This window comes from Limnospira sp. (genome assembly GCF_051859755.1).
Taxonomy (GTDB): Bacteria; Cyanobacteriota; Cyanobacteriia; order Cyanobacteriales; family Microcoleaceae; genus Limnospira; species Limnospira fusiformis.
In genome coordinates, this window is record NZ_JBIMLI010000122.1 from 1 (window position 1) to 16,085 (window position 16,085).

Here is a 16,085-nt window from a genome sequence, read left to right on the forward strand (position 1 = left end):
GGATTTTACCATGAAGAATCCAACTTGATGAGTATGTCGTCAGGGAAATTTGGCATGGTCTGGGGTTTGACCGTATACTCATTATTGAGTTGCGAATCTTTGGGGGTATTGTACCTTATTGTCATAAGATGTCAAGCAAATCTTGGATTAAATTCTGGCTCCAATCCCGTTTTTGTTGTAGTTCAACTCAAGAAATGAGCCGTTTGAGAATCCCGTAAATTAGACGAAATAGGGCAGTTACGGCGACGGCTGATAGTGCTGTCAATATTGGTAAAATGATGACCTGGGTAACTTCAAGATTACCGGGTCCAGTGCCAACCCAAAAAATGATCGCAAAAGATATCCCAGCAATAATCAGCAGATCCCATTTTTCTACCCAACGGCGCACTTGAGCTAATAGTAACCCCGCTAACAGGAAGCCAGCAATCCCCAAAATCAAAGGTATTGTATCTAACAACGACCACAACACCATCACCAGTAATCCCCCCTCAAAGCCGGTAAATGCTGCTGAGGCTAGAATTTCCAGGATGGAAAAAGGCCGCCTGAGGGTGGGGGTTGGCGGTTGAATTTGAGTAGCTACTGGTGCGGACACTGGGGCGCTTTGAGGAGTTACAGAAGGCGCAGGAACTACGGGAGGAGGTGGCGGTGGCGGTGGCGGCGATATCATGGCATTGAGGGCTGTTAATACCTCGGTAGCGGCTCCAAAGCGATCGCTAGGGGTAGGTTGTAACATCCGGTCAAGAATATTAGCCAGGGAATCAGAAATTGTCACCTGATCTTTCCAAATCCAAGCATTGCTGTAGTTATCAAACAAATCTTCAGGGTCTTTGGCTGTTAATAACATAATTGCTGTGACCGCCAAAGCATATAAATCGGTAGATGGATATACACTGCGACCTCGCATTTGTTCTGGGGGAGCAAATCCGGCAGAATAGATTCCGGTGGATTTATTTCCTGGTGCTTGGGTGACTTCCTTAACCGCGCCAAAATCGAGCAAATGGAGAGTGCCAGAGCGATCGCGCATAATATTAGAGGGCTTAATATCGCGGTGGATGACATCTTCCCCGTGGACAAATTCCAGGATATTCAGAATTTCCCGCATTACTTCCAGCACTTCCGTTTCCGAAAACGGACCCCGGCTTGATAGTTCCTGTTCCAGGTTCTGACCGTCGATATATTCTTGAACTAGATAGAAAAATTGCTGAGGGGTGCGAGTTTGCCAACCTGTTGCTTCCAGGGGAAAATAGGCTAACAAATTGGGGATTTGAGGATGTTGGTGTCCGAGGCGATCGAGAACCTGGGCTTCCCGTTCAAATAATCCTTGGGCGATCGCTAATTGTTGGGGGTCCAAGTCTCCGGCGGGGAGAAACTGCTTAACAACACAGGTGCGTAAACTTGGCGATCGGCGATCGCGCGCCAAAAACGCCGCCCCAAACCCCCCCTGACCCAATAGACGTTCCGTGAGGTAGCGCCCATCTAAAATCAGGGGCATACCGCAGGTGATACAATACTTCTGTTGTACTGTTTTGAGGTTGGCATGATCATCAAGGTCAGGATATAAGTTTTCTGGCTTGGGACAACCGGGGCGAGTACAGTAGATTTTCATCGGAAGTTAGGTTGGGCTTATCGCCTGAGTTTATTTTCACTAAAAAAGTGCGGCTACCCTAGGATTTTGGCAAAAATGCACCTGATGGTCAATTAATCTGCGGATCAGAATGAGAAAATAGGGGTAAGATCTCACGGCTGAAGGCTTCGGCGGCTTTGGATTGATAGCGATTAGGATTAACAATTACTGATAACATCCGTTTAACCGTTACTGAATCAATGGTAGCCCGATGCAGCATCCCCATTTGGATCTCTTTTTCAATAGCCGAGGTAGAAACAAAAGCGGCTCCCAGTCCGGCTTGTACAGTATTTTTAATAGCCTCAATGGAGTTAAGTTCCATTTCTATCCGTAAGCGACGCGGATCAATATCATAGCGACTGAGGACTTGATCAATCACCTTGCGAATAGTCGATTGAGCATCTAGGGCGATAAACTTTAGGTTATACAGGTCTTCCTTTTGAATAAAGTCTTTTTCAGCCAAGGGGTGAAATACAGGTAAAACCAGGGCTAGTTCATCCTCAATATAAGGCTGAACCTTGAGACAGTCCTGCAATTCCGGCGGGATCTTTCCCCCAATGATGGCTAAGTCAATTTGTCCGTTAGCAACACTCCAAGCGGTGCGACGGGTAGAGTGGACATGAAGTTGCACGGCCACATCTGGGTATTTTTGCCGAAACATCCCAATCATCCCCGGTAGGAGATAGGTTCCGGTAGTCTGGGAAGCACCGACAATTAGGGTTCCCCCTTGTAGGTTTTGTAAGTCTTCGATCGCACGACAGGTTTCTTGACATAGGGAAAGTATCTTTTCCCCATAACTAATCAGTAAATGTCCGGCTTCGGTAAGTTTAGCGCGACGACCAGCGCGATCGAACAGGGGAACATTTAATTGTCGCTCTAAATTCTGTACTTGTAGGCTGATCGCAGGTTGGGAGACATAGAGACTATCGGCGGCTCTTTTAAAACTCCCTTCAGAGGCGATCGCCTTGAGAATTCGTAATTGATCCAGGGTAAACGGAACGTCTGACATCAGTAAATAAAAGTGCTATTCGATGTGCTAGTGTGTTGGAAGTCGAACCCCCCACTACAGACTACAAGGGCATCTGTTCTGAGGTCGCTTCGTTAACCTCCACAACAGAAATCTCTAAGTTTTCCGGTGGGAGTTGTGTACTAGAGAAATTGGGTAAAATCTCCTGCATGAATGCAGATGCTGCTTTTGATCTATAGCGATTAGGGTTATAAATCACTGATAACATCCGTGTGATGGTGACTCGATCAATTTTAGGAATTTGCAATACTCCCATTTGTAACTCTTTCTCAATGGCGGATGTGGAAACAAAGGCCACCCCCAAACCAGACTGCACCGCATTTTTGATCGCTTCAATAGAACTTAGTTCCATTTCGATTTTGAGGCGACTGGTATCAATCCCAGACCGACTCAATACCTGGTCAATCACTTTGCGGATAGTCGATTGAGCATCAAGGCTGATAAACTTCAACTCGTATAAATCATCATGTTCGATAATTTCCTGTGTCGCGAGGGGATGGGAAACCGACATAATTAGAGCTAGTTCATCTTCTGCGAAAGGAATTACCTCTAATGATTGCGCCAATTCCGGGGAGATCTCCCCCCCGACGATCGCTAAATCAATTTGTCCATTCACCACACTCCAAGCCGTGCGACGGGTAGAGTGAACATGAAGTTGTACCGCTACTTCGGGATATTTGGAGCGAAACATCCCAATCATCCGAGGTAGCAAATAGGTTCCCGTAGTTTGGGAAGCACCGACAATTAGGGTTCCTCCTTGCAGGTTTTGTAAGTCTTCTAGCGCACGACAGGTTTCCTGACACAGGGAAAGCACTTTTTCCCCATAACTCAATAATAGATGACCCGCTTCTGTCAGTTGGGCGCGACGACCTCCCCGATCAAATAAGGGTACATTTAATTGGCGTTCCAGGTTCTGCACTTGCAAGCTGACCGCAGGTTGGGATACATATAGGCGATCGGCGGCTCGCTTGAAACTTCCCTCGGAAGCGATCGCTTGCAAAATGCGTAACTGATCTAAAGTGAATGGAAGATCGGACATGGTGTTAACCTCATCGGCAGACAAAAGATCCGAGAATTAGGTAGCTGAGGATCGTCTTCTTTGAGCATACTGCGAGATGATCTGTATTGGAGCTAACTTTATTATCCGTTGAAGAGGTCAAAATGTCTGATCAATGGCTCAGTCTTAGCCATTTTGTTATGGTGGGGCTACTTCTATGCTTTGCGATCGCCCATAGTGGTCTAGCCGCCCTCCGCCCTGTTGTCGAACAGGTCATCGGTCCCCGGTTGTATCGCATTTTTTTCGCCCTCGTCAGTTTATCCCTGGCTGTGGTCTTGATTATCTATTTCTTTAATCACCGCTATGATGGCCTACAACTCTGGCAAGTTCAGGGTGTACCCGCCGTTAAACCTATCGTTTGGGTCCTCTCGGCTATCTCCTTTCTGTTTTTATACCCCTCTACTTTCAATCTACTGGAAATTGCTGCGATCGCTAAACCAGAAGTCCATCTTCATCAAACTGGCATTATCCGTATTACCCGACATCCCCAAATGGTCGGACAGGTGATCTGGTGTATTGCCCATACTCTCTGGATTGGTACCACCTTTACCCTCGTCACCTCCATTGGTTTGGTTTTACATCACCTTTTTGGAGTCTGGCACGGCGATCGGCGTTTACAAGCCCGTTTTGGCGAATCCTTTGAAACCCTCAAATCCCAAACCTCCGTAATTCCCTTTTTGGCAATTATCCAGGGACGGCAAACCCTCGTTATACAGGAATTCCTCCGTCCCGCTTATCTGGGGGTTGGGGTTTTCATTATCCTACTTTGGAAAGCTCATCCACTATTAATTCGTGTCACAGGTAACGTAGGCTGGTAGCATGATCCCAGAGATATAAAATGTTCGTTAATAAAATTTAGAGCCATCATGCTTTTATCGGTCAGTGAGCAGCAATTTTCCAAAGAGGTCTTGAGTGCTTCTACACCTATTCTCGTTCACTTCTGGGCTCCCTGGTGCGGCCTGTGCAAACTTATTGTCCCACAATTGGAACAGTTCCAGACACAGTGGACAGGTCAGGTTCAGGTATTTGGTATTAATGCTGACCAGAATTTAAAGCTGGCCAGTACCTATCGACTTCAGAATCTACCTACCCTAATTCTCTTTAATCAAGGAGAACCACTCTACCGCATTGAACACTTACTCAGACGCGAAGACCTACTCAATACCCTTAATGGTTTCATGCTTAACTATCAACATGACTGCTACACCCGTCCTTTGAAAACCCCTGAATATCTCCAGTTGGAAGCCTAATGGGGTTGTCAAAATCTACAATTTGTCGAAACAAATTTAACCGGGTTTCTTATACATGGCTATCGGAAATCCGGTTTTTTTCTTGAAGGTGAGATTCAATTGCGTTATGTTTACCCCTCTGTTTCCCAAAACTTTATCCGGTTTTAGCCTCTTATTTGTCCTGACTGCCTGCCACAATGTCAATAATTTATCATCTGATTTATCCCCTATATCCCCATCAACTGTACCCCATAACAACCCAGAAACCCCAGTTAAATGGGAACTAAAAACCGTTAATCAGCAGGGCGGCTTTTTCTGCTCTAATGGTGAGATGGCTGCCGGACCTATCACCCAAAACATGATTAATAAATGCCTCCAATGGGGCGGCGGTTCCGCCTGTTTTAATCACCAATGGTCAGAAACATTATTTCGCCAAGCATACGGAAATAATATCTGTCCCTATGGTTCTCATCTTAACGCCATTACTGGTTATTGTATGGAAGCCAATGACTCATTGGGGCCGTTTCCTCAAGATTTAATTACTGCTTGTCAACAAGAAGGCGGCGGTAATTCCTGCTTATCTAATCGTTGGGATTCACATTTTTTATTAAGTTTAATTCGTCAAGCAGGCTTGATTAATCTCCCTAGTCGCCCTCCTCAATTTGTCTTGCTGGCTTTTGACGGTTCCCGTTCCCTGGAAGCATGGAAAAAATCTCGCCACTTTGCTAAAGATAAGGCTGCTCAAAATATCCCCCTCCGCTTTACTTATTTTATCAGTGCTGTCTATTTTGTCAATACTGGCGATCGCCAACTTTATCAACCACCTGGCGGTCACCGGGTCGGTCATTCGGCGATCGGTTGGGGAGGAACCCCACCAGAAGTTAAACAACGCCTAGAACAGCTAAATTTAGCCTATCAAGAAGGTCATGAAATTGCCTCCCATGCAGTAGGTCATTTTAATGGTAGTCGCTGGACTGAGGCGGACTGGACGCGAGAATTTAACTATTTTGATAAGTTTATTTTTCAATCCCACCAAATTAATAACCTAGAAGGTAGTCTCGCCTTTGACAAAACCGCCATTCAAGGATTTCGCGCCCCCGAATTGGGTCAGGGTCCTGGTTTATATCAAACCCTACAAAAAAAAGGTTTTCGTTATGATACCAGTAAAGTCGCTCAATCTAACTACTGGCCACAAAAACAAAACGGCATCTGGAATTTCCCCCTCGCTAGTTTAACTACCGCTAAAACCCGTAAAAATGTCTTGTCAATGGACTATAATTTTTATTATGCTCATTCTCAAGCCAAGCCTAACCCTGCTAATGCTCAATTCTACGAAGAAGATACTTTCCAAACCTATCTAAACTATTTTCAAGCTAACTATACAGGAAATCGCGCCCCTATTCACATCGGTCATCATTTTTCCGCCTGGAATAATGGCGCTTATTGGAATGCTATGTTTCGCTTTGCTGAAGCCGTTTGTGGTCAGCCAGAAGTTAAATGTATCACCTATCGAGAATTGGCGGATTTTATGGATTTACTCACCCCAGAACAAATTGCTACCTATCAAAAAGGTGACTTTCCCAAATGGTCGGCTAACGAGTCAGTTGACACGGCTTTAATATCTAGTGATTTATCGGGTTTGGGGGTTAATAATCCTCAATTTTCTGCCGATAATTTTTGCGGTACAGTAGGAGTATCTCACGCTAACCGAAGATAATGTAACGCCCTCTGGGTGAGGGCTGTACCCTAGCCGATTAACTGAGTAAACCACGACCATTTTGGTGAAATTCTTGTACAGTTTTATTGGAGAGTTCATGGGTGGTTAAAGATTGCAGAATATCCAAGGGTAGGGTGAGGTGATAAGCACCAGCTTTGAGAGTGGCGACGGCTTCCTCTGGGGACTTGATGCTGGCGGCGAGAATTTTGGTTTCACTTCCGGCGAGAATTTCAGCCATATCTTTAACTAGGGTGATTCCATCTCCTAAAAATCTGGTGGCGCGGTTGACATAAGCGATCGCATATTTTGCCCCCGCTTCTTGGGCGACAGCCGCTTGATATGCACTATAAATCCCCGTCACAGAACAGGCAATTTTAGGCGATAGATGAGCCACTACTTGAAAGCCTAAGCTAGTGGCTGGAACTTTTAAAACTGTTTGTTCTCCCAAAATATTATAAGCTGCCCAAGCCTCCTCCAGCATATTCTCAAAATCTAAGGCAGTTAACTGATAGTAAATCTCCCCCCGGAACAGTTGTTTAAGTCCTTTTAAAGTTGCCTCTGGGGATAGGTCACTTTTAGCCAGTAAAGTGGGATTAGTGGTGACTCCTTTCACCCACCCCCATTGACTAGCTGCTTCAGCTTCCGACAGAATAGCAGAATCCAGATATAAAGCCATGATTTCTGTTTAATAATTTAACCGATTACCAGTTTTGACCGAGACTCTCCGACAATATCTATGGAAATTACCACAATGGCAAGTGGCGATCGCTCCGGGATGTGTCCAGGGTAGACTGGTAGGGTCCGCTGGCCGTTTGGCTGAGTAAATACCACCCCCCCCCCGACAAGCCGCGCCGCCACGCCGATAGGGTCAGCTACGATGTCCCCAAAATTGATAGATACATCGTTGATGGTATGAGATACATCCTTGATGGTATGATAGATGCACCCGACATGGCAGTAAATAGCGACAACCAAGCTAAACACAAACACCAGCATTTGTACTTCCATGTTGATGACCTGTGGGACGTGGGGGAAAGCCGATCGCCAAACCGTAAGACCCAATAGTAGAGTAAAAACTGCTATCTCCTGGTTTGGTGGGTAGGAAGCCCGGGCTGTAATCTTCGATTCAGCGTCGGGTAATTCACTAGAAAGTCCCTTGCCTGATAGTCCCTCAAAATGAGATGATCTCAGATGTAGTCTGAGGGCGATTCCAGAGCCATTCTGAAAATAGAACCATTATCATCTGGTTTCTCTACTCCGGCACTCACACTTTAGAGCGATTATATAGAAAAATACAACTATGGCTGTTGCAACTCAATCACTTGAACAACTCTGCATTAACTCAATTCGTTTTTTAGCTATTGACGCAGTAGAGAAAGCGAACTCAGGCCACCCCGGACTTCCTATGGGTGCGGCCCCGATGGCTTTTGTACTCTGGGATCGCTTTATGCGTTATAACCCCAAAAACCCTAAATGGTTTAACCGCGATCGCTTTGTGCTATCCGCCGGTCATGGCTGTATGCTACATTATGCCCTTCTGCATCTGACGGGCTATGATAGCGTCGGCATCGATGATATTAAACAATTTCGTCAGTGGGGGTCGAAAACTCCAGGACACCCAGAAAACCACGTCACCGAAGGGGTGGAAGTAACTACCGGACCCCTAGGACAAGGTATTGCTAACGCTGTGGGTCTGGCTTTGGCTGAGGCTCATCTGGCTGCGCGTTTTAACAAGCCTGATTGTACTGTGGTAGACCACTATACCTATGTCATCCTAGGCGATGGCTGCAACATGGAGGGTATTTCTGGAGAAGCCTGTTCTTTGGCGGGACACTGGGGCCTCGGTAAGCTGATCGCCTTCTATGATGATAACCATATTTCCATTGATGGCTCTACGGATATATCTTTCACAGAAGATGTAGCCAAGCGCTTTGAAGCCTATGGCTGGCACGTTCAGCACGTTGCTGATGGTAATACAGATTTGGAGGCGATCGCCACTGCCATTGAAAAAGCTAAGGCCGTCACTGATCAGCCTTCCTTGATTAAAGTTACCACCACCATCGGTTTTGGTTCTCCTAACAAAGCTAACAGCCATGACGTTCATGGTGCCGCTTTGGGTAAAGCAGAAGTACAGGCTACCCGCGATCATCTGGGTTGGAGTTATCCTGAATTTGTGATTCCTGATGATGCAATTAAGCATTTCCGCAAAGCAGTCGAGCGGGGTGCGAATTATGAGGATGAGTGGAAAGCCACTTTGGAAACCTACAAATCTAAGTATCCTGAAGAGGCGGCGACTCTCGAACGCTTGCTGAGTGGGAAACTTCCCGAAGGATGGGAAAAATCTCTGCCTACCTATACCCCGGAAACTAAGGCTGATGCAACCCGTAACCAGTCCGGTGTGACTCTAAATGCGATCGCTGGAGTCCTTCCTGAATTGGTTGGCGGTTCTGCTGATTTGGCTCCCTCTAATAAGACTTTACTCAAAGGTTTGGGAGATTTCCAAAAGGGTCAATACCAAAATCGTAACCTCCGCTTTGGGGTGCGTGAACACGCTATGGGAGCCATTTGTAATGGTATCGCTCTGCACCGTTCGGGTCTGATTCCCTATGGCGCGACCTTCCTGGTGTTTACCGATTATATGCGTAATTCTATCCGTTTGTCGGCTCTGTCGGAAGCTCCCGTGCTGTGGGTGATGACTCATGATTCTATTGCTTTGGGTGAAGATGGTCCGACTCACCAACCCGTTGAACATATCGCTTCTCTGCGGTTGATTCCTGATTTGACTGTCATTCGTCCCGCTGATGGTAATGAGACTTCTGGAGCCTATAAGGTGGCGATCGAAAACCGTCACTATCCCACTTTGATGGCATTCTCTCGCCAAAATCTGCCTAACCTGGAAGGTAGTTCCATCGACAATGTGGCTAAGGGTGCTTATGTCCTTAGTGATAACAGTGATGGTACCCCTGATATTATTCTGATTGGTACTGGTGGAGAAACTTACCTCTGTGTTGATGCGGCGGTTAAACTCCGGGAAGAGGGTAAAAAAGTCCGCGTGGTTTCTATGCCTAGTTGGGAACTGTTTGAGAAGCAGGATGCTGCTTACAAGGAGTCCGTTTTCCCTGCCTCTGTTAAGAAGCGTTTGGCGGTGGAAGCCGGTGTTAGCTTTGGCTGGTGCCGCTATGTGACTGATGAAGGTGCTACTATCAGTATTGACACCTTCGGCGCGTCTGCTCCTGGCGGTGTGGTATTGGAGAAATTTGGCTTCACCGTTGATAATGTGGTGGCGAAAGCTAAGGAACTTCTTGGTTAATTAATTACCTAGGTGCGTCAGTCAGAAGAGTTTGTCAGCATTTCATCATCAACATTCTCGCGGTCTGACGCACCCTACCGTCTTAATCGGCAAGGGTGCAACATTGTTTGTACCCTTGTTTTTTTATTTCTACCCGTGAGTATTGATTGATTAACACTGATAAAATATGGAATAGGGCAGGGAAGATTATACAGAGCGATTAATCATACATATTTTAGATATGGTTTAGATAAATTGTGAACTGACCAAACCGACAATGATATGATTTATGATGGAATAAATTATATAATCAATTATTATGAATATGGGCATAACTAAGGTGACAATTTATACGGACGGAGCCTGTAGCGGGAACCCTGGGAAGGGAGGATATGGGGCTGTGTTGATGTGTGGTAGTCACCGGAAGGAAATATCGGGAGGCTTCCGACTAACTACTAATAACCGCATGGAAATGATGGCAGCGATCGCCGCCTTACGAGCCCTCAAATTTCCCTGTTCTGTGACCCTCTATAGTGATTCTAAATATCTCGTAGATGCTATGACCCTGGGATGGGCTAAACGTTGGCAAAAGAATGGATGGCGACGTAATCAGAAGGAATGGGCGAAAAATCCCGATTTGTGGGCGCAATTATTAGGTTTGTGCGAGGAACATCAAGTCCGGTTTGTCTGGGTTAAGGGTCATGCAGGCGATCGCGAAAATGAAATTTGCGATCGTCTTGCTGTAGAAGCTACTCATAGAGATAGTTTACCGCCAGATGCAGGATACGAAAACCCACCCCAACCTCAAGACATCGATTCTATGAGTTAATGTGATCTTAGTGTAATCTTAATTTAATCTCGTGGTTACTCTGTAGAAATTGCCGATAATTGGCTAATCAATTGGCTATAGTTTCTTGAACTGGAATGGTCTGTTGACTTTAAGATAGGGAAGTTGCTTTGTAAATCTTGGAAAAATGGCCCGTTTAGCCCTATTAAGTGTATCTGACAAAACTGGACTGATTGACTTAGCCCGATCGCTTGTGGAAGAATTTGGCTTTGACCTGATTAGTAGTGGGGGAACTGCTAAAGCTATCCAAGAGGCGGGACTACCTGTGACTAAGGTTTCTGACTATACCGGATTTCCTGAAATTCTGGGGGGACGAGTCAAAACCCTGCATCCTCGCATTCATGGCGGTATCCTCGCGCGTCGGGATATTCCCCAGGACGTGGAACAATTACAACAGCATGAGATCCGCCCTATTGACCTGGTAGTGGTTAATCTGTACCCGTTTGAACAAACTATTGCATCCGAAAACGTTACCCTACCAGAGGCGATCGAACAAATTGATATCGGTGGCCCTACCTTACTGCGGGCTTCTGCTAAAAATTTCGCCCATTTGACCGTCCTTTGTCACCCTAACCAATATGGGGACTATCTCCAAGAAATGCGAAACAGCAGCGGCGAACCGAGTTTAGAATTTCGTCAAGGCTGCGCTTTACAAGCCTTCCGTCATACTGGGGCTTATGATCGGGCGATCGCTAATTATTTAGAACATCAAAACACCACCGAAACTAATCCCCTCCCCACCACCTACACTGTCGCCGGAAACCAAATACAAGCCCTCCGCTACGGCGAGAACCCCCACCAACCCGCCGCCTGGTATCAAACCGGAACTGTCCCTAATGGCTGGTCGGCGGGTAAAATTTTGCAGGGAAAACCCCTCAGTTACAATAACTTGGTGGACCTGGAAGCCGCTAGACGGATTATTTGCGAGTTTACTGATGAACCGGCGGCGGCTGTTCTGAAACATACTAACCCCTGTGGGGCGGCGATCGCTAATAGTTTATCGGAGGCTTATCAACGGGCTTTTGCTGCGGACTCCGTTTCTGCTTTTGGGGGTATTGTTGCGCTCAACCGTCCCATTGATGCGGCGACCGCTACAGCCATGACCAAAACTTTTTTAGAGTGTATTGTCGCCCCCGGTTGTGAACCAGAAGCCGAGGCTATTCTCAGGAAAAAGGCTAATTTGCGGGTGTTGATTTTGCCCGATTTAGTTTCTGGTCCCAAGGAAACTATTAAGCTAATTGCTGGGGGTTTTTTGGTGCAGACCTGTGATGATGAAATCGATATCCCTGACCATTGGCAATTAGTCACCGAAAAGAAACCTACCTCGGCACAATTGGCTGAGTTATTGTTTGCTTGGAAAATTGCCAAGCACGTTAAATCTAATGCGATCGTTGTCACCAAAAACCGCACAACTCTAGGGGTGGGAGCCGGACAAATGAATCGCGTAGGAGCCGCTAAAATTGCCCTAGAACTAGCCGGAGAAGATGCTAAGGGCGGATTCCTTGCTAGTGATGGTTTCTTCCCCTTTGATGACTCAGTAAGGACCGCTGCTGCTGCTGGTATTGAGGCTATTGTTCAACCCGGCGGCAGTATGCGAGATCAAGATTCCATTAATGCCGCTAATGAATTAGGTCTGGTCATGGTAATCACCGGAATGCGTCATTTTCTCCATTAAAATAGCCATTCCCCATTGATGTACATCTAAACTCCCCTCTCCCAACAATGGGGAGGGGTTAGGCGTGAGGGAATTTACTGGCTAGGGGAACTGACAAAGTTAGACAAAAGTTTGATATAGCCACTTTGATAATAAATAGCAGGCTCCGTAATTTCCCAGGCTTTTTGGCGGGGGTCATTTTCATCAAAATATGCCTTCATGGGAGGCTCACCAACAGGGGGTTTAGATGAACCAGTATAATATTGATTTGGTCCCCCTACTAAATAGCCAGGAGCCGGACCGCTGGGAGAGTTTAAAGCATGATCATAAATGCCGCCGCCGAACCACTGATGATACATTTTGTTAGCGGATTTTTCCGCTCCGTATTCATACATATTGCTTAAATAAACCATGCTTAATGGGTTGACACCGTGGAGATAATGGAGATGGTCTAAGGCTCGGATTTTATAGCTGTCCGCGTGGTCTGGGTCTACCTCATACAACAAGACATCGTAGTTGGTATTACCATAGTTGGATTCCACTAGGTTACTACCCCAATGATATTGAGGGTCGCTCATATAAGCACGGTAGGGGTCGAGGTCAGAATTACCGTAGGAGGCCTTATTACTTAGCACCATTTCCCGAAAGCGATCGCTTATTTGTTGTTGGATATTTTTATCGCCATTGGCTAGTTTAGTGTATAATAATAGGGCATCCCCTTCATGGGGGTTATACCTCGACCAAGTATCATCTTTAAAGGGTTGAGTTTCCGTTAAATTGGCACTTATATATTGATTATATTTGGTGTCTCCGGTCAGTTGTAATAAATAAACCGCCGCCGTTACAGTTGTCCCTTTTTGTTCCCGTTCGGTTCTATCTGCATCCCCAGATTTAATCGTCTGGGAATCACAATCAGTCCGTTTTGGGTTAGATTGAAACCAGTCCCAAGCAGCGATCGCTCTATTTTGCAGGTCTTCTGCATAGTCCTTCAGAGGCGGAAATTCCCGAAAAACTAACGCCGTATGGGCGAACATTCCCGCCGTCGAGATACTAGCAGAAGAACATTTAGGAGCATAATAACGGGGACGTTTATCAAGACTAGGAAGCTCTGGATTATTATGATCAATCGTACCCAGTTTAATAAACACTCCCCCATCATCATCCTGCATCCGTTTTAACCAATCAATTTCATACTTAATTTCATCTATAATATCTGGGAGATTATTCCCCGATTCGGGAATGTTAAAATCATCAGTCCAAATCTCCCGATTGTGGGAGTAAGCATCCAAAAGTTGATGAATTACCGGAGTCGCAAAAGTTACATATTTATTAGTATCTCCCGCATCAAACCAACCGCCACGCATATCGCGAGCTAAAGCCGGATTATCTGGGTCATAAATATAGCGAGCTTCTGTATCCTGTCCGGGTCCTAAAAAAGCCGCACCATCAGTCCATCTAGGGTCAGCATAAGGGGGTTGTTTAGGAAAGCCACTACGCTGATAAAAAAAGGTACGCATAGCAGTTATCAGAACCTGTTTATAGACATCATCCCTAATCTCAAATTCAAAAGAACGTTGTTGATTTTCGGAATCTATGATATAATAGGAGCCGGGTTTATTGACCGGGGAAAAGTCAAACCACCAAGCGCGATCGCCTGATTGATAATGAATGTTACCATCCAACCAAGGCTGAATTTGACCCCCATAAACTTGTTGATGAGAATTAGCATCCCAAACTTCGTAGGTAGTTCCTGGTGAGAACGATTCCTGGGCATTAAAACCCACTTCGGGAGTAGTAATTACAGCGACTTTATGATCCTGGGGACGATAGCCAAACTGATCAACTTTGATATATTGTCCGGGTTTTATATCAGCTCTGATATTGGGCTGACTCGAAGGGTCAGCATCGCTGATGACTACTATCAAAGCAATAGTTAGCAGGAAACAGACAAACCACCTTAGCATTTAGCTCACCAATTCACCCTAATTCGATCTTATCACTTCTCGAAATTAAAGCCCACCCTGGTTATGATATGGCCAGAATGGGTTATTGTTAAGTTTTATTCAAATTGATTTTCTTTTCGGGGATTGATATTAATTATGCGCCAATTGCTTCTTCCACTGCTGCGAGTCGCTGGGAAGAGTAGCCAATACCGCGAACCGTGAGAATATACTCCGGGTTACGCTGATCAGTCTCAATTTTAGCTCGTAGGCGAGCCACATGAACATCAACAACGCGCATATCAGCAATGCGGCGGGGGGTGTAACCCCACAATTGTTGCAGAATTTCCGAACGAGAAACCGCCTCACCCGATCGCTTAAACAACAGTTCGAGCAAGTTAAACTCGATATATGTTAGGGGCAACAATTTATCGCCTTTGTAAACCCGTCGTTTAATGGTGTCAATGCGGAGGGTGTCAACTTGGATAACTTCAGGACTTAGATCATGGGAAGATGCGTTATCTTTGAACCGACGCAGGATAGCATGAATGCGGGCTTCCAATTCTTTGGGAGAAAAGGGTTTAGTTAAGTAATCATCAGCCCCCAATTCTAAACCAGTGATGCGATCGGCGACATCTCCCAAGGCGGTTAACATAATGATGGGGATATCAGAAATCGCTCGAATTTTTTGACAAACCCCATAACCGTTAAGCCTTGGCATCATCACATCCAAAACTACCAGGTCTGGACTTTCGCGATCGAACATTTCAATAGCTTGTAAACCATCTGCTGCTGCGACAACACTGTAACCGACCATTGACAGACGGGTTGTCAAAATACGTCGAATTGCAGATTCATCATCGGCAATGAGGATTTTTTCAGGATTGCGCCGTTCGTCAACTCGTGCTTTTATGGTCATGTTTACTGCTCTATAAAACTTAAACAAAACCGGACATAGCCGGATCTTGATGTTTATTTCTTGCTTCGTCCGGGACTGTCGGCAGCACCCCGTCCACAAGTGTAATCGTCGGAACCAGGCGATTTTTCTAAATTTATACTGGCGTTCAAATCTCTATCAATCTTCAGGCCACAGTTTGGACATTCAAAAGTCCGACGGACTAGGGGCATTTTTTGACGATAACCGCAATTAGAACACAGTTGACTGGATGGATAAAATCTATCGGCAATAATCAACTTTGAACCATAACGTTCTGCCTTGTAACCTAGTTGACGACGGAACTCATAAAATGAGGCGTCCGCTTTTTGCCATCCACGATAAAGGATGCCCCGTTGGTATTGACGCAAGTAGCCAGATTGTCCAGTCCCATATCGATCGCTAGAGCCGTATCGGGTTCCGTGGGAACGGGAGTTTCTTCCACCTCGTAAATAAACTCGACTTCAAAAAAACGGGCATTATATCGAGGGTGAATCCGAACTTCCTGGAGAGTATCGGGAGCGATTCTTTCCGGGAAAGGAATCCAAATTTCGCCCCGCAAGTTGCCCAAGTCGCGAGACACGGGAACTCTAAACTTTCCGTCCTTGATTTGAACCCTCGGCATAATCAGGACAAAATAACCGTCTTTGGGCAGATAGTCAGGGAGTCTAACTTTCTGTGGAAAGGTCCCCTCTTTGAGGGCCTGGCTCAAACGGTAGAAGCTCCGAAAAGTGCGATCGACTACTTTAAGAGTTTGTTGGGCTATA

Annotated in this window: 14 protein-coding genes and 1 pseudogene; 6 read left to right on the top strand and 9 right to left on the bottom strand. The window is 45.8% G+C overall.

Going from position 1 to position 16,085, the window contains the following annotated elements:
• Nucleotides 1-187: 187 nt before the first annotated feature.
• From ACTIE0_RS18195 to ACTIE0_RS18205, 3 genes are all read right to left on the bottom strand, one after another.
• Nucleotides 188-1,606, bottom strand: coding sequence for a serine/threonine-protein kinase (locus ACTIE0_RS18195; protein WP_006670097.1), 1,419 nt, complete (start codon nucleotides 1,604-1,606; stop codon nucleotides 188-190).
• 88 nt (nucleotides 1,607-1,694) lie between these two features.
• Nucleotides 1,695-2,633, bottom strand: coding sequence for a LysR family transcriptional regulator (locus ACTIE0_RS18200; protein WP_006670096.1), 939 nt, complete (start codon nucleotides 2,631-2,633; stop codon nucleotides 1,695-1,697).
• 61 nt (nucleotides 2,634-2,694) lie between these two features.
• Nucleotides 2,695-3,690 carry a LysR family transcriptional regulator gene (locus ACTIE0_RS18205; RefSeq protein ID WP_006621378.1) on the bottom strand — a complete coding sequence of 332 codons (996 nt, stop codon included), beginning with the start codon at nucleotides 3,688-3,690 and terminating at the stop codon, nucleotides 2,695-2,697.
• A 122-nt stretch (nucleotides 3,691-3,812) separates the two neighbouring features.
• Here ACTIE0_RS18205 and ACTIE0_RS18210 point away from each other — a divergent pair, with 122 nt between their 5' ends.
• The 3 genes from ACTIE0_RS18210 (at nucleotide 3,813) to ACTIE0_RS18220 (ending at nucleotide 6,654) form a co-directional block, all read left to right on the top strand.
• On the top strand, nucleotides 3,813-4,526 hold the full coding sequence (locus ACTIE0_RS18210; protein WP_006670095.1) for an NnrU family protein: 714 nt from the start codon (nucleotides 3,813-3,815) through the stop codon (nucleotides 4,524-4,526).
• A 48-nt stretch (nucleotides 4,527-4,574) separates the two neighbouring features.
• Complete coding sequence (locus ACTIE0_RS18215) at nucleotides 4,575-4,958, top strand: thioredoxin family protein (protein ID WP_006621376.1); 384 nt, start codon at nucleotides 4,575-4,577, stop codon at nucleotides 4,956-4,958.
• A 106-nt stretch (nucleotides 4,959-5,064) separates the two neighbouring features.
• Nucleotides 5,065-6,654 carry a polysaccharide deacetylase family protein gene (locus tag ACTIE0_RS18220; RefSeq protein ID WP_006670094.1) on the top strand — a complete coding sequence of 530 codons (1,590 nt, stop codon included), beginning with the start codon at nucleotides 5,065-5,067 and terminating at the stop codon, nucleotides 6,652-6,654.
• Nucleotides 6,655-6,691: 37 nt separating this feature from the next.
• Here the strand turns inward: ACTIE0_RS18220 and ACTIE0_RS18225 are convergent, their stop codons facing one another.
• The gene (locus ACTIE0_RS18225; RefSeq protein ID WP_006670093.1) at nucleotides 6,692-7,330 is read right to left on the bottom strand and encodes a transaldolase family protein; all 639 of its coding nucleotides are present in this window, start codon (nucleotides 7,328-7,330) and stop codon (nucleotides 6,692-6,694) included.
• Nucleotides 7,331-7,347: 17 nt separating this feature from the next.
• On the bottom strand, nucleotides 7,348-7,662 hold the full coding sequence (locus ACTIE0_RS18230) for a hypothetical protein (RefSeq protein WP_006670092.1): 315 nt from the start codon (nucleotides 7,660-7,662) through the stop codon (nucleotides 7,348-7,350).
• 292 nt (nucleotides 7,663-7,954) lie between these two features.
• On the opposite strand from ACTIE0_RS18230, the gene tkt reads away from it, so the two are divergent.
• From tkt to purH, 3 genes are all read left to right on the top strand, one after another.
• On the top strand, nucleotides 7,955-9,964 hold the full coding sequence (tkt, locus tag ACTIE0_RS18235; RefSeq protein ID WP_006670091.1) for a transketolase: 2,010 nt from the start codon (nucleotides 7,955-7,957) through the stop codon (nucleotides 9,962-9,964).
• A 298-nt stretch (nucleotides 9,965-10,262) separates the two neighbouring features.
• Nucleotides 10,263-10,772 (top strand): ribonuclease HI, encoded by a 510-nt coding sequence (gene rnhA / locus ACTIE0_RS18240; protein WP_006621371.1) that lies wholly within the window; start codon nucleotides 10,263-10,265, stop codon nucleotides 10,770-10,772.
• A 145-nt stretch (nucleotides 10,773-10,917) separates the two neighbouring features.
• Entirely contained in the window at nucleotides 10,918-12,465 is a 1,548-nt protein-coding gene (purH, locus tag ACTIE0_RS18245) for a bifunctional phosphoribosylaminoimidazolecarboxamide formyltransferase/IMP cyclohydrolase (protein ID WP_006621370.1), read from the top strand.
• A gap of 74 nt (nucleotides 12,466-12,539) precedes the next feature.
• Here purH and ACTIE0_RS18250 read toward each other — a convergent pair whose 3' ends face one another.
• The 4 genes and pseudogenes from ACTIE0_RS18250 to ACTIE0_RS18265 form a co-directional block, all read right to left on the bottom strand.
• Entirely contained in the window at nucleotides 12,540-14,408 is a 1,869-nt protein-coding gene (locus tag ACTIE0_RS18250; protein ID WP_006670090.1) for a glycoside hydrolase family 9 protein, read from the bottom strand.
• Nucleotides 14,409-14,541: 133 nt separating this feature from the next.
• Nucleotides 14,542-15,303 carry a response regulator transcription factor RpaB gene (gene rpaB, locus ACTIE0_RS18255; RefSeq protein WP_006621368.1) on the bottom strand — a complete coding sequence of 254 codons (762 nt, stop codon included), beginning with the start codon at nucleotides 15,301-15,303 and terminating at the stop codon, nucleotides 14,542-14,544.
• Between the two features lie 53 nt (nucleotides 15,304-15,356).
• Nucleotides 15,357-15,644: pseudogene (locus tag ACTIE0_RS18260) on the bottom strand (zinc ribbon domain-containing protein); the annotation flags it as partial.
• The coding region (locus tag ACTIE0_RS18265; protein WP_439516949.1) for a transposase at nucleotides 15,608-16,085 on the bottom strand (478 nt) is incomplete at its 5' end. The gene ACTIE0_RS18265 and the pseudogene ACTIE0_RS18260, both read right to left, overlap by 37 nt.